The 12,577-nt window shown below is 65.8% G+C and carries 14 protein-coding genes; 5 read left to right on the top strand and 9 right to left on the bottom strand.

Going from position 1 to position 12,577, the window contains the following annotated elements; all coding sequences use genetic code 11:
* Positions 1-62 precede the first annotated feature (62 nt).
* A complete protein-coding gene (locus tag AC0KVN_RS15535) occupies positions 63-1,118 on the top strand; it encodes a DUF1176 domain-containing protein (protein WP_435567215.1) in 1,056 nt (351 codons plus the stop codon).
* Positions 1,119-1,201: 83 nt separating this feature from the next.
* Positions 1,202-1,912, top strand: a complete 711-nt coding sequence (locus AC0KVN_RS15530) for an HAD family hydrolase (protein ID WP_435567214.1) — start codon at positions 1,202-1,204, stop codon at positions 1,910-1,912.
* Positions 1,913-2,429: 517 nt separating this feature from the next.
* Here AC0KVN_RS15530 and egtD read toward each other — a convergent pair.
* From egtD to gluQRS, 6 genes are all read right to left on the bottom strand, one after another.
* Positions 2,430-3,386 (bottom strand): L-histidine N(alpha)-methyltransferase, encoded by a 957-nt coding sequence (gene egtD, locus AC0KVN_RS15525; RefSeq protein ID WP_435567213.1) that lies wholly within the window; start codon positions 3,384-3,386, stop codon positions 2,430-2,432.
* Positions 3,387-3,391: 5 nt separating this feature from the next.
* Entirely contained in the window at positions 3,392-4,660 is a 1,269-nt protein-coding gene (egtB, locus tag AC0KVN_RS15520) for an ergothioneine biosynthesis protein EgtB (protein WP_435567212.1), read from the bottom strand.
* 93 nt (positions 4,661-4,753) lie between these two features.
* Entirely contained in the window at positions 4,754-5,608 is an 855-nt protein-coding gene (locus AC0KVN_RS15515; protein ID WP_004210153.1) for a GGDEF domain-containing protein, read from the bottom strand.
* A gap of 126 nt (positions 5,609-5,734) precedes the next feature.
* Complete coding sequence (locus AC0KVN_RS15510; protein WP_435567211.1) at positions 5,735-6,310, bottom strand: cob(I)yrinic acid a,c-diamide adenosyltransferase; 576 nt, start codon at positions 6,308-6,310, stop codon at positions 5,735-5,737.
* A 6-nt stretch (positions 6,311-6,316) separates the two neighbouring features.
* Positions 6,317-6,550 (bottom strand): twin transmembrane helix small protein, encoded by a 234-nt coding sequence (locus tag AC0KVN_RS15505; RefSeq protein WP_004210155.1) that lies wholly within the window; start codon positions 6,548-6,550, stop codon positions 6,317-6,319.
* A 9-nt stretch (positions 6,551-6,559) separates the two neighbouring features.
* Positions 6,560-7,465, bottom strand: coding sequence for a tRNA glutamyl-Q(34) synthetase GluQRS (gene gluQRS / locus AC0KVN_RS15500; RefSeq protein ID WP_435567210.1), 906 nt, complete (start codon positions 7,463-7,465; stop codon positions 6,560-6,562).
* A gap of 93 nt (positions 7,466-7,558) precedes the next feature.
* Here gluQRS and AC0KVN_RS15495 point away from each other — a divergent pair, with 93 nt between their 5' ends.
* On the top strand, positions 7,559-8,125 hold the full coding sequence (locus AC0KVN_RS15495) for an HNH endonuclease (RefSeq protein ID WP_004210158.1): 567 nt from the start codon (positions 7,559-7,561) through the stop codon (positions 8,123-8,125).
* An 11-nt stretch (positions 8,126-8,136) separates the two neighbouring features.
* On the opposite strand, the gene AC0KVN_RS15490 is transcribed toward AC0KVN_RS15495, so the two are convergent.
* The gene (locus tag AC0KVN_RS15490; RefSeq protein ID WP_004210159.1) at positions 8,137-8,874 is read right to left on the bottom strand and encodes a Crp/Fnr family transcriptional regulator; all 738 of its coding nucleotides are present in this window, start codon (positions 8,872-8,874) and stop codon (positions 8,137-8,139) included.
* Positions 8,875-9,082: 208 nt separating this feature from the next.
* On the opposite strand from AC0KVN_RS15490, the gene murA reads away from it, so the two are divergent.
* Positions 9,083-10,366, top strand: coding sequence for a UDP-N-acetylglucosamine 1-carboxyvinyltransferase (gene murA, locus AC0KVN_RS15485; RefSeq protein WP_004210161.1), 1,284 nt, complete (start codon positions 9,083-9,085; stop codon positions 10,364-10,366).
* Positions 10,359-11,876, top strand: a complete 1,518-nt coding sequence (locus tag AC0KVN_RS15480; protein ID WP_435567209.1) for a sensor histidine kinase — start codon at positions 10,359-10,361, stop codon at positions 11,874-11,876. The genes murA and AC0KVN_RS15480 overlap by 8 nt, the downstream gene beginning before the upstream one ends.
* Here AC0KVN_RS15480 and AC0KVN_RS15475 read toward each other — a convergent pair.
* Both AC0KVN_RS15475 and AC0KVN_RS15470 read right to left on the bottom strand, forming a co-directional pair.
* Positions 11,821-12,258, bottom strand: a complete 438-nt coding sequence (locus AC0KVN_RS15475) for a response regulator (protein WP_037515798.1) — start codon at positions 12,256-12,258, stop codon at positions 11,821-11,823. The two genes, AC0KVN_RS15480 and AC0KVN_RS15475, sit on opposite strands and share 56 nt — an antisense overlap.
* Before the next feature lie 69 nt (positions 12,259-12,327).
* Positions 12,328-12,558, bottom strand: coding sequence for a DUF2188 domain-containing protein (locus tag AC0KVN_RS15470; RefSeq protein ID WP_004210167.1), 231 nt, complete (start codon positions 12,556-12,558; stop codon positions 12,328-12,330).
* Positions 12,559-12,577: the final 19 nt, after the last annotated feature.

The raw sequence follows: 12,577 nt of genomic DNA, 5'->3' as shown, positions 1-12,577 counted from the left end.
ATCATTTCGATTACTTAACAGAGGCCCTACCCCCGGCTTAACAAATCGGTTATGGTTAACCGATGGGGGAACTTAGATTTTTCGCGGCCGTCTTAACGGCCATCGGCACCATTGGCATGGCAACGGCGCAGACCAACGCGCCCGCGCCCAAGCCTGGCACGCTTGAAACCTACAAGGACTGGACCATCGGTTGCGACAATCGCAACCGGTGCGAGGCGGTGTCGCTGCTGCCCGGTGGCGACTGGCCCGACAATCCGGTGATGGTCGGCGTCGCCCGTTCGGCCGGTCCCGATGCCGCGGCCGAAGTCTGGGTCAGCCGCGATGCCAAGGGTTCCTCCGACGTCAGCTTCCTGGTCGATGGCCGCAAGGTCGCGACGGTGCCCGCGCGCGATGGCGACGCCACCCTGCGCGGGCCGCAGGCGTCGGCGCTGGCGATCGCGATGGCGCGCGGCAGCACGATGGAAGTGCGCACCGGCAACCGGTCGCTCGGGCGTCCCTCGCTCGCGGGTGCGGGCGCGGCGATCCGCTACATGGATGCGCGCCAGGGCCGGGCCGGCACCACCACAGCGCTGGTCGCGACCGGGCCGCTCGGTCCGCTCGCCGTGCGCGTCGCGCCGCCGACGCCGGCGATCCATCGCGCGATCATCGCGGCGGGCGATGCCCCGGCCGCGCTGTGGCGCGAGGAGCGGACCGCGCTCGGCAAGTTCACCGGCTGCACCGACGAGATGGCCAATGGCCAGTCCGAACTGCATCGCCTGTCAAAGAATGACACGCTGATCCTGGTTCCCTGCGGCTCTGGCGCCTATAATTTTACTACCGTGCCGGTGATCGCCAGCGGCATTCCGGGCCGCCGCAGCTTCCGCTTCGCGCCGTTCGACTATGCACCCGGCTGGGGCACGGAGGAGATCGGCCATCCTACCCTGGTCAATGCCGGCTGGGCGCCCGAAAAGTCGCTGTTGCAAAGCTTCGCCAAGGGGCGCGGCATCGGCGATTGCGGCACCAGCCAGACCTATGTCTGGGATGGCAGCCGCTTCCGCCTGACCGAAGCGACCAGCATGGGCGAATGCCGTGGTGCCTGGCGCTGGATACCCGTCTGGACCGCGCAGGTCGTCGAATAGGACGCGGCTGCAATGGGAAAATTGCAGCCCCGATGGCGCGCTTTGCAATGGAAATATTGCAGCGCACACACCATATGAATGGCATGGCAAGCACCGCATCCCTTTCCGACGCGCCGCCGCAAGCCGCCGCCGCGCTGCCCAACCCGATCCGCGCCGTCATCTTCGACATGGACGGTACGCTGCTAGATACGGAGGCCGCGCATCGCGACGCCTTCGCCCGCACCGGCGCGACGATGGGCTGGCCGATGTCGGACGAGATGCTGCTATCGATGGTCGGCATCCACCGCGACGAGAATCTGCGGATGCTGGCCGACCGCATGGGGCCGGACTTTCCGGTCGATCAATTCTATGCCGACAGCGACGCGCTGTTCGTCGCCGCGCTGGAGGCGGGCATTCCGCTGCGGCCGGGCGCGGAGGTGATATTGGATCATCTCGCCAGGGCCGGCATCCCGATGGCGATCGCGACTTCGACCATGGCCCCCTATGCCCAGCAGCGGCTGGAGAAGGCCGGGCTGCTTCCTTATTTCCAGACCGTCGTCACCCGCAATGACGTTGACCGGCCCAAGCCCGACCCGCAGCCCTATCTGCTGGCGGCTGAGCGGCTGGGCGTCGATCCGGCCGATTGCGTCGCGGTGGAGGACAGCCATGCCGGCGTCCGCGCCGGCGTGGCGGCGGGCATGGCGACGGTGATGATCCCCGACCTCCTGCCGCCGACCGAGGAACTGGTCCTGGCGGCCAGCGCCGTCCTGCCCAGCCTGCACGACCTGCGCGACCTGCTGCTCGCGACGGAATAGGCTGGGGGCGTCATTCCGCTGGGATGGTGGAGTTGGGTGGATTCCTACCATTCCCCTCCCGCTGGCGGGAGGGGCAGCGAGACTTATGCGCGCAGCGCATTAGTCGCAGCGGGGTGGGCTTTCGCGACGTCCAGCCCACCCCCTAACCCCCTCCCGCCTGCGGGAGGGGGAACGGGTCCGCTCATGGCCGCCAACCGTCAAAACCCCCGCATGACGGGAATGGTCGAAACAAGAGTTTCGCCCTCGCTTTCCTACTCAGCCTTTCTCTGATCTACCATCGGCAATGGAAGCCGTGCCCCAGTCCCACCCCGCGCCGTTGCGCTCCAGCCGCCCAGTGTCGCTTCACTGTCGCCTCGCTGTCGCGTCCGTGTCGCGTCGAAGGCGCGTCGCCCTGACCCGATTGTCGCGTCCCTGTCGCTTCACCGGCGCGGGGCAGGCGCATAGCCGGCGCATTTGGCCGGAATCAGCCCCACGACACTGTGAACTTCGACTGTCGCGTGAAATTCCCCGGCAGATTCTACCCCGCCTTCGCCAGCACCAGCGCGAACAGGCCGTCCGGGTCCATCCACTCGGCCATGGGCTCCCACCCGCCCGCGCGCAGCAGCAGCCGTTCATCGCGCGCGCCATATTTGTGGCTGCTCTCGGTATGAATGGTCTCGCCGGCCTTCATGTGAAAACATTGGCCCGCGACATGGAAATGCAGCGGCTCGGTCGCTTCCAGATGCATCTCGATCCGCGCCTTCTCGTCATTCCAGATGGCGCGATGGGCAAAGGCATCGACCGGCAGGTCGCCCTCCAACTCGCGGTTGATCCGTACCAGCAGGTTGCGGTTGAAGGCGGCGGTGACACCGGCTTCATCGTCATAGGCGGCGATCAGCCGGTCGCGATCCTTGATCCGGTCCATCCCGATCAGCAGCATCGCTTCGTCGCCCAGCAGCCGGCGCATCGCGCGCAGCAGGTCGACGGCGGTGTCCGGCTCGCTGTTGCCGATGGTGGAGCCGGGGAAGAAGCCGAGCCGCGGCAGGCCGTCGATCGCGTCGGGCAGGGCCAATGTGCCGGTGAAGTCGCCGACCAGCGGCAGCACCGGCAGGCCGGGAAAGACGCTCGCCAATTCGGCGCTGCTGGTGCGCAGGAAATCGCCGCTGATGTCGATCGGCACATAGGCGGCGGGATTGATCGCGCGCAGCAGGTGCGGCGTCTTGCGCGCGCTGCCGGCGCCGAATTCCACCACCGCCCGGCCGGGGCCGATCGCGGCAGCGAAATCATCGCCATGTCCGGCCAGCAGCGCGGTTTCGGTGCGGGTCGGATAATATTCGGGCAGGTCGGTAATATTCTCGAACAATTCCGATCCGCGCCGATCATAGAACCAGATGGGCGGGGTCGCCTTGGGCGATCGGGCAAGGCCGGCCAATATGTCGCGGCGGAATGCCGGGTCGATGGCGCGGGCGGCGGGCATGTCGTGCGTCAGCAGCATGGGGCTTACAGATCCTTGGCCAGCCGCAGTCCCGTGAACTGCCAGCGTTGATGGGGGTGGAAGAAATTGCGGTAACTGGCGCGGACATGGCCGCGCGGGGTGGCGCAGCTGCCGCCCTTCAGCACGAACTGCCCGGACATGAACTTGCCATTATATTCGCCGACTGCGCCGGGGGCGGTGCGAAAACCGGGATAGGGGCGATAGGCGCTGCCGGTCCATTCCCACACATCGCCGAACATCTGGGTCAGGCTGGTGCCGTCTTCGGCGGCGCGGGCGCGCGGGCAGGCGGCGCCGTCCAGTTGCTCGCCACTGGTCGGCGCGATGTTGAGCGCCGCGCTTTCCCATTCCGCCTCGGTCGGCAGGCGCGCGCCCGCCCAACTGGCATAGGCGTCTGCCTCATACAGGCTGATATGGCAGGCCGGGGCGGCGGGATTGACCGGCTGGCGTCCGTCCAGGCCGAAACGGGTCCAGCCCTTCTCGCCGCGCTGCCAGTAGAGCGGCGCCTCTATCCCTTCCGCCTGGACCCAGGCCCAGCCATCCGACAGCCACAGAGACGGATCACGATAGCCGCCATCCTCGATGAAGCTGATCCATTCGCCATTGGTGATGGGCCGATGGGCCAAAGCATGGGGGCGCAGGAAGACCTTGTGGCGCGGCCCCTCGCAATCGAAGGCGAAACCGGTCTTGCCGTCGTCGCCGATCTCGACCAGCCCCTCGCGTCCCTCGATCCAGTGCAACGGTCCGGGGACCGGCGCGGGCATCGCCCTGGGTGCATCGAACAGGGCGGGCGCGATGGGATTGAGCGAAAAAAGATGCTGCAGGTCGGTCAGCAGCAATTCCTGATGCTGCTGCTCATGCTGCAGCCCCAGCGTTACCAGCGTGCAGGCGGTCTCCGGCAGATGTGGCATGGCGGCCAGCAGCGCAGCATCGACATGGGCGCGATAGGCGCGCACGTCGTTCAGGCTCGGCCGGGTCAGCATGCCCCGCATCGGCCGGGCATGGCGCGGCCCTTCGGCCTCATAATAGCTGTTGAACAGATAGGCGAAGCGGTCGTCGAAGGGGCGATAGCCCTCGACATGATCGCGCAGGACGAAGGTTTCGAAGAACCAGCTGACATGGGCCAGATGCCATTTGGCGGGCGATGCTTCGGGCATCGACTGCACCGTGGCATCCGCGTCGGACAGGGGCGTCGCCAGCGCCTGCGTCAGGGCGCGGACGGCGCGATAGCGTTCCGCCAGCGCGTCCTGTCCGGGCTGGATCCAGATTTTGGCCATGCACACCCCTTTCGATACGGTTGCACCGCTCTCGCAAGGGGTAAGCGCATGACCGGGCAGGTCGGTTCCTTGCCGCCCTGGCGCGGCGCAGAATCAGGCGGCGGTGCGCTCCGGCCGGGCACGGCGCAGCTGGTTGCGACCATTGGCCTTGGCTTCGTACAGCGCCTGGTCGGCAAGGCGCAGCACCTCGTCCATCTCCTCGCCCTTCCAGCGACAGATGCCGGCGGAAAAGGTGATCGGGCGGCCATCGACATCGCCCAGCGGATGCTCGCGAATCTGTTCTGCCAGGCGCGCCAGCGACCAGCTCGCCTCATCCTCGATGCAATGCTGGAAGAAGACGGCAAATTCCTCGCCGCCCCAGCGCGCGACCATGTCGATGCGCCGGATCTGGGCCGACAGGCGGGTGGCGAAATCGCGCAGCACCCGGTCGCCCTCGTCATGGCCCAGCCGGTCATTGACCTGCTTGAAATGATCGATGTCGATGATCGCGATGCAGCCCTGGCGCTTTTCGACCGGCAGCTCGTCGATCTGCGCCAGCAGGCCGCGCCGGTTGGCGATGCCGGTCAGCGGATCTTCATGCGCCGCCACCTGCAATTCGTCCATCTGCGCGCGGGTCGATGTCGCGGCGCGGTGGACGCCGGCATAGAGGGTGCGGATCACGTCGCCGACTTCGGGCAGGACCGGTGCCTCCGGACTGTCGGGGCGCAGCGTATCGGCCAGCGCATGAATCGGGCTCAGCAGCGCGCCGATCCCCATCAGCGCCATGATCGTGCCGACCAGCGTGGCGCCGAGCAGCAGCAGGAATTCGGCCAGCGCGATCCGGCCGGTTGCCATGCCCCAGCTGATATAGCCGATCAGCGGCAAATGGGTGGCGACAAAGCAGAGTGCGAACAGGCGCAGGCGCAGGCTGCGCGGAAAGATGAAGGATGTTGCCAGATAGAATTGCATCTTGGCCCTCTCACTAATTGCGAATAACCCGCAAATTTGGAGAATTGGCTAAACGCGCTCTGAATGAATAGGGTTAATGTTGCGCTGCAAGGCAAAGCGTGGCCGATGGTAGCCAGGCCGTTGAAATCAGACCTGTCTTGACGCGCCCGGCACCCATTTAACATCGCGCGCGCCATTGTCGTTCAGCCGGCGGGCGAGCACGAACAGCAGATCGGACAGGCGGTTGAGATAGGCCAGCGCCTGCGGATTGAGCGCGACATCGGCGGCGGCGGCCGTCGCGCTGCGCTCGGCCCGGCGGGTGATCGCACGGGCGAGATGGACCGCGGCGGCGGCCGGACTGCCGCCCGGCAGGATGAAGCTGTCGAGCGGAGCCAGATCGGCGTTCATGTCGTCGATCTGCTGTTCCAGTCGCGCGACCTGGCCGGCAATGATGCGCAGCGCCCAGGGCTCGTCCGCGCCATCCGGGATCGGCGTGGCGAGGTCGGCGCCCAGATCGAACAGGTCGTTCTGGATGGTGGTCAGCCAGGCCCCCTCGGGCCTGTCGCCGATCGCCAATATGGCCAGGCCGATCGCGCTGTTCGCCTCGTCCACGTCGCCCACCGCCTGCATGCGCGGCGCATGTTTGGGCAGGCGCGATCCGTCGACCAGGCCGGTGGTGCCCGCGTCCCCGGTGCGGGTGTAGATCTTGTTGAGCTTGACCATCAGCCCTCAGCCATTGCCCTTCATCATCAGCAACAGGGCGATGATGATGACGGCGCCGGCCTGGAACAGGATGCGGTTCATCATCATCCGGTTCTGCTTCAGGCTGGACGGGCGCGGTGCGCCCTCGGGCAGGTTCAGTTCCTCCTTTGTCGCCTGGAGGAAGGCGATGATGCCGCGGACCAGCGCGAACAGGGTCGCGGCCATGGCAAGGATCAGGGCGATGACGAGCACGGTAGTCATGGGGGGATGCTAGGCCGCTCCGGCGGTGATGCCAACCGGAAAGCGCCCGGCGCGCAGATCATCGGCCAGGCGCTGCGGGGCCATGCCGGCGCCACGCAGTTCGGCGAGCGCGATCGCCCCGTCCCGCTTCGCCAGCCTCTTGCCATCGGCGCCCAGCAGCAGCGGGTGGTGGATATAGGCGGGGCTGGGCAGGTCGAGCAGCGCCTGCAGCAGGCGATGGATGTCGGTCGCGGCGCGCAGGTCATTGCCGCGCAGCACATGGGTGACGCCCATCGCCGCATCGTCCAGCGTGCAGGACAGATGATAGCTGGCCGGCGCATCCTTGCGCGCCAGCACGACATCGCCCGCTGCCGCTGGATCGGCTGCTATTTCGCATGGCGCCGCGTTGGGATCGGGCGGATAGGGCAGGGCGGCCCAGCGGAGTGGCCCCGTCCGTGCGACCGCCGCCTGCATGTCGATCCGCCAGGCGTGGGGCATGCCCGCCGCGATACGTTGCGCGCGCTGGGCGTTCGGCAGGGCGCGACAGGTGCCGGGATAGACCGGGCCTTCCGGGCCATGCGGCGCGGTCAGGCTCGCCTGGATATCGGCGCGCGTGCAAAAGCAGGGATAGAGAAGGTCCATCGCGCGCAGTCGGTCGAGCGCCGCGTCATAGTCGGCCAGGCGCTGCGACTGGAAGATGATCGGACCATCCCATGCCACGCCCAGCCAGCGCAGATCCTCGACAATCCCGTCGACATGTTCGGGTCGGCTGCGCGTGCCGTCGATATCCTCGATCCGCAGGCGAAAGGTGCCCCCCATGGCCCGTGCCAGGTCCATCGCCATCAGCGCCGACCAGCCATGGCCGACATGCAATCGACCGGTGGGGCTTGGCGCGAAACGACTCACAAGATGCTGTGGTGCGGTGGATTGAGTCATACAGGCTCTTGACGGCGGATATTCGTTAATGCTGTCATGCTCTTGTCACGTTGTTGATCGATCAGCGGCGTCGGCAAGGGGGTAGAGGCGACTATGTACCATCCCGACCTGATACGGCATCCGGAAAACTGCCCGGCGCTGGTTTTGAATGCGGACTATACCCCGCTCAGCTATTATCCCCTGAGCCTGTGGCCCTGGCAGACCGCCATCAAGGCGATTTTTCTGGAGCGGGTGGACATCGTCTCTTCCTATGAGCGGGAAGTCCACAGCCCCAGCCTGCAGATGCGCATCCCCTCGGTCATCGCGCTTAAGCAATATGTGCGACCCTCGGAGCATCCGGCCTTCACCCGGTTCAACCTGTTCCTGCGCGATCGTTTCAGCTGCCAATATTGTGGCACGACGCAGGATCTGACCTTCGACCATGTCGTGCCGCGGCGCGCGGGTGGCCGTACCACCTGGGAAAATGTCGCGACCGCCTGTTCGCCCTGCAATCTCAAGAAGGGCGGGCGCACGCCCAGGGAAGCGGGCATGCAGTTGCATGTCCAGCCGATCCGGCCGACCAGCTGGCAGTTGCAGGAACATGGCCGCGCCTTTCCGCCCGGCTATCTCCACGAAAGCTGGCACGACTGGCTCTATTGGGATGTCGAACTGCTGGCCTGACGCGCGGCGCGTCAGCTCATTGCGGGCAGCCAGTCCAGGTCCATATGCTTGTGCCGGTTGGTATAATGGCCGATCTCTTCCAGCCGGGCCATGTCGACCAGCGTGATCCGGCCATTGGCACGGCTGATCAGCTTTTCCTGCTCCATCTGTCGTATCATCCGGTTCACATGAACCGACGTCAGGCCGATCGCGTCGCCAATCTCTTCCTGCGTCAGCTTCAGGTCGAAACTGTCGGTGATGCTGTCGTCCGTCACGCGCAGCCGGTCGAACATGTCGAGCAGGAAGGAGGCGACCCGCGCCCTGGCCGATGTGCGGCCCAGCGAGGCAAGCCGGTCGGTCATCGCTACCCGCTCCGCATTGGACAGCAGGAACAGCAGGGCGGCGACGCGCGGATATTCCTCCAGCAGCCGGCGTAGCGCATGCTTGTCGAACGGGCAGACGATGGCGTCCGACAGGGCGACCAAGGATTCAGGGGCCTTGCTGTATATGGTGCTGGCCGAACCGATGAAATCGCCGGGGAAGTAGACGCGCAATATCTGGCGGCTGCCATCGGGCAGGATGACATAGCTCATGACCCGACCTTCGCGCAGCACGAACAACTCAGTGATCGTCTCGTTGACGCGCTGGATCATTGCCCCGCGCTTGATCTTGCGGGGATTTTCTTCCAGCCGAGCCAATGCTGCTTTTTCTGCGTCGGACAGGGGAACCGTCTTGGCCAGTCTTTCCGCGAAACAGCTCGTCGCCACCAATACACCTTCTTCTTGAAATTGTTGTTACGATGGCAGAACGCCCCAACCTCCTTTTGGCTGCATTTCGGCAAGGCGCACTAAACTCGATCAAGGTTGCGGCGATCCGCGAAAATAGTCTTCCGTCGCGCTCGTCCCTGGCCGTTTTTCACGCCGAACGACCGCGCGCGCGCCTTGCACGGCGCGCAATAGACGCTATGAAACCTAGCCAATGGACCGCATTCACATTCGCGGCGGCAAGCAACTCAACGGCCGCCTTCCCATCTCCGGCGCTAAGAACGCTGCCCTGACGCTGCTGCCCTGCGCGCTGCTGACTGACGAACCCGTCGCGCTGCGCAATCTGCCGCGCCTGGCCGACGTCGACAGCTTCGGCCATCTGCTCAACCAGCTTGGCGTGTCGACCATGATCGAAGGCGCCCGTCCGGAGGATTTCGGCCGCGTCATGACGATGCGCGCCGGTCGCGTGACCTCGACCGAGGCGCCCTATGACATCGTGCGCAAGATGCGCGCGTCGATCCTGGTGCTCGGCCCGCTGCTCGCCCGCGCCGGCGAGGCACGGGTGTCGCTGCCCGGCGGCTGCGCGATCGGCAACCGCCCGATCGACCTGCACCTCAAGGCACTGGAAGCCTTCGGCGCGATCATCGAGATCGCGGCCGGCTATGTCCGCGCCAGCCTGCCCGATGGCGGTCTGCCCGGCGGCATCTACACCTTCCCGGTGGTGTCGGTTGGTGCGACCGAAAATGCGCTGATGGCGGCCTCGCTCGCCAAGGGCACCTGCATCCTGGAAAATGCCGCGCGCGAGCCCGAGATCGTCGATCTCTGCAAGCTGCTGATCGCGATGGGCGCCGATATCGAGGGCGTGGGCACCGACAAGCTGGTGATCCATGGCCGCGATCGGCTCCACGGCGCGACCTACAGTGTCATGCCCGACCGTATCGAGGCGGGCAGCTATGCCTGCGCTGCGGCGATCACCGGCGGTTCGCTCGACCTGATCGGCGCCAATGCCGACGATATGCACGCCATCCTGGCTGCGCTGCGCGACGCTGGCGTGCAGGTCGACGAGCATCGCGACGGCATCCGCGTTTCGTCCGACGGCAAGCTCAAGCCGCTGACCCTTTCGACCGCGCCTTTCCCGGCCTTCCCGACCGACATGCAGGCGCAGTTCATGGCGATGCTGACCAAGGCGGAGGGCGCGTCGGTCCTGACCGAGACGATCTTCGAAAATCGCTACATGCATGTGCCCGAACTGGCGCGCATGGGTGCCGACATCAGCGTCAACGGCCGCACTGCGGTCGTGCGTGGCGTCGACAAGCTGGTCGGTGCGCCGGTGATGGCGACCGATCTGCGCGCCTCGATGAGCCTGATCCTGGCCGGCCTTGCTGCCGAAGGCGAGACCATCGTCAGCCGCGTCTATCATCTCGATCGCGGTTATGAGCGGTTGGAGGAAAAGCTCTCGGCCGTCGGCGCCGACATCGAGCGGGTCAGCGATGGCTGACGGACGCGGCCTGGCAACGGATCGGGCGGCGCTGCTGGCGCTTTATGATCTCGACGCCGGCGGTTTCCGTACCCTTGACGACATCACCAGCTTCGCCGCGCAACTATGCGGGGCGCCGATCGCGCTCGTCAGCATTGTCGAGGATGTAAGGCAGCGCTTTCTGGCGCGGGTCGGGCTGGATGCGGAGGAGACGCCGCGCGACGTCTCCTTCTGCGCCCTCGCTATGCTGGGCGACAATATCTTCGTCGTGCCCGACGCGACGCAGGATGCGCGTTTCATCGACAATGCGCTGGTCACCGGTGCGCCGTATATCCGCTTCTATGCCGGGGCGCCGCTGGTCGGCGGCGATGGTGAGCCGCTGGGCGCGCTCTGCGTCATCGACACGGTGCCGCGCGATGATCTGACCCCGCTGCAGCGTCAGGGGCTGTCGCTGCTGGCACGGCAGGTGATGGTGGAACTGGAAGGACGCCGCCGCGATCGCGACGTGATCGCCCAGCAGCGGCTCGACGCGGCAGCGGTGGCGGACAGCGATCGCATGTTCCGCACCCTGGCCGACACCATGCCGCAGATGGTCTGGTCGACCCTGCCGGACGGCTATCATGATTATTATAATGCGCGCTGGTATGAATATACCGGCGTGCCGGCCGGATCGACCGATGGCGATGCCTGGAACGGCATGTTCCATGTCGATGACCAGCCCAAGGCCTGGGAGAAATGGCGCCATTCGCTGGCGAGCGGCGATCCCTATGAAATCGAATATCGGCTGCGGCACCGCGACGGCCTCTATCGCTGGACGCTGGGGCGCGCCCTGCCAATCCGTGACGCGCAGGGGCAGATCATCCGCTGGATCGGCACCTGCACCGAGATTCACGAACAGAAGCTCATGCTCGAAGAGCGCGAGATGATCGCGCATGAGTTGTCGCATCGGATCAAGAATATCTTTTCCGTCATTGCCGGCCTCATTGGCCTGTCAGCGCGCGAGCGTCCGGGCATGCAGGAAGGGGCGGACGACCTGCGCGACCGCATCCTGGCGCTGGGGCGGGCGCATGACTTCGTCCGCACCCATGGCGGCGGCGTCAGCATGGCAGAGGAGCAAGCATCGCTGCATGGCGTGCTGGAGGAGATTTTTGCGCCCTATGGCGGCCGGGAACGGCTGCAATTGTCGGGCGACAATCCGCCGATCGATGATCGCTCGGCGACGCCGCTGGCGCTGCTGTTTCATGAACTGGCGACCAATGCCGCCAAATATGGCGCGCTATCGACGCCCGATGGCTTTATCGCGCTGCATGTGGTGATGCAGGATGAGGATATCCGGCTCGACTGGCGCGAAGAGGGCGGACCGAGTGTGGCGCCGATCGCTAGCGAAGGCTTTGGCAGTCGCCTGATCGCGCTTAGCGTCGAGCGTCAGCTGGGTGGTCAACTCGAACGGCAATGGTGCCCCGAAGGGCTTCGGCTCAGCCTGCGGATACCGCGACGCTCGATGCACCGCGCTGCGGCGGGAAGGGCGTAAAGCCGGCAATTTCCGCCGTGGCGAGGTCGGCTGCTTCGGTGGCCGCCAGGCGCACGGTCTGGGCAATGCTCTGCGCGCGGAAGGGCTTGGTGACGACGCCCAGCGCCGCAACGGACGCCGTGCCGATCTGCGCCGGATTGGCGGTCACATAGATGACCTTGATGCCGAAGCGGCTGGCCAGTTCCATGCCGATGGCGGGGCCGGTGGGGCCATCACGCAGGTTGAGGTCGACCAGGGCGATGTCGCAGGATTCGGCGGCGGCCATCGCCGCCTCGCGGTCGGCCGCGATGCCGCCGACATCGAAGCCGGCATCCTGCACAATCTGTTCGATTTCCAACGCGACGAAAATCTCGTCCTCGACGATCAGAATCTTCTTGCTCATCCCTGCGCCCGCTTATGCTGGTGTCGATAAATGCGGAAAGGGACGAAGAGTTCCCGAAATATGTAAAAATCAGGTGTCGTCGTTTTCGATGCTGGTCCAGGCCGTGTCGAACGCGGTGCCGTTCATCAGCAGGACCGATGCGGGATAGCCGCCTGCCGCCGCCTTCTTCGCTGTTTCGGTGGCGCTGTCGATGGCCGCCTGCTGCGTCGCGAAGGGGCCATAATAGCTGTTGTTGAGGTTGATCTTCCACGCGCCGTCATGCGGGACGATGATGTAGCGGGCGTGGGGCAGGTCGGTCATGGTCGCGATGGTCTCCGAT

Source organism: Sphingobium sp. SG1 (genome assembly GCF_057063145.1).
This window is presented reverse-complemented; position numbering and strand designations above follow the sequence as displayed.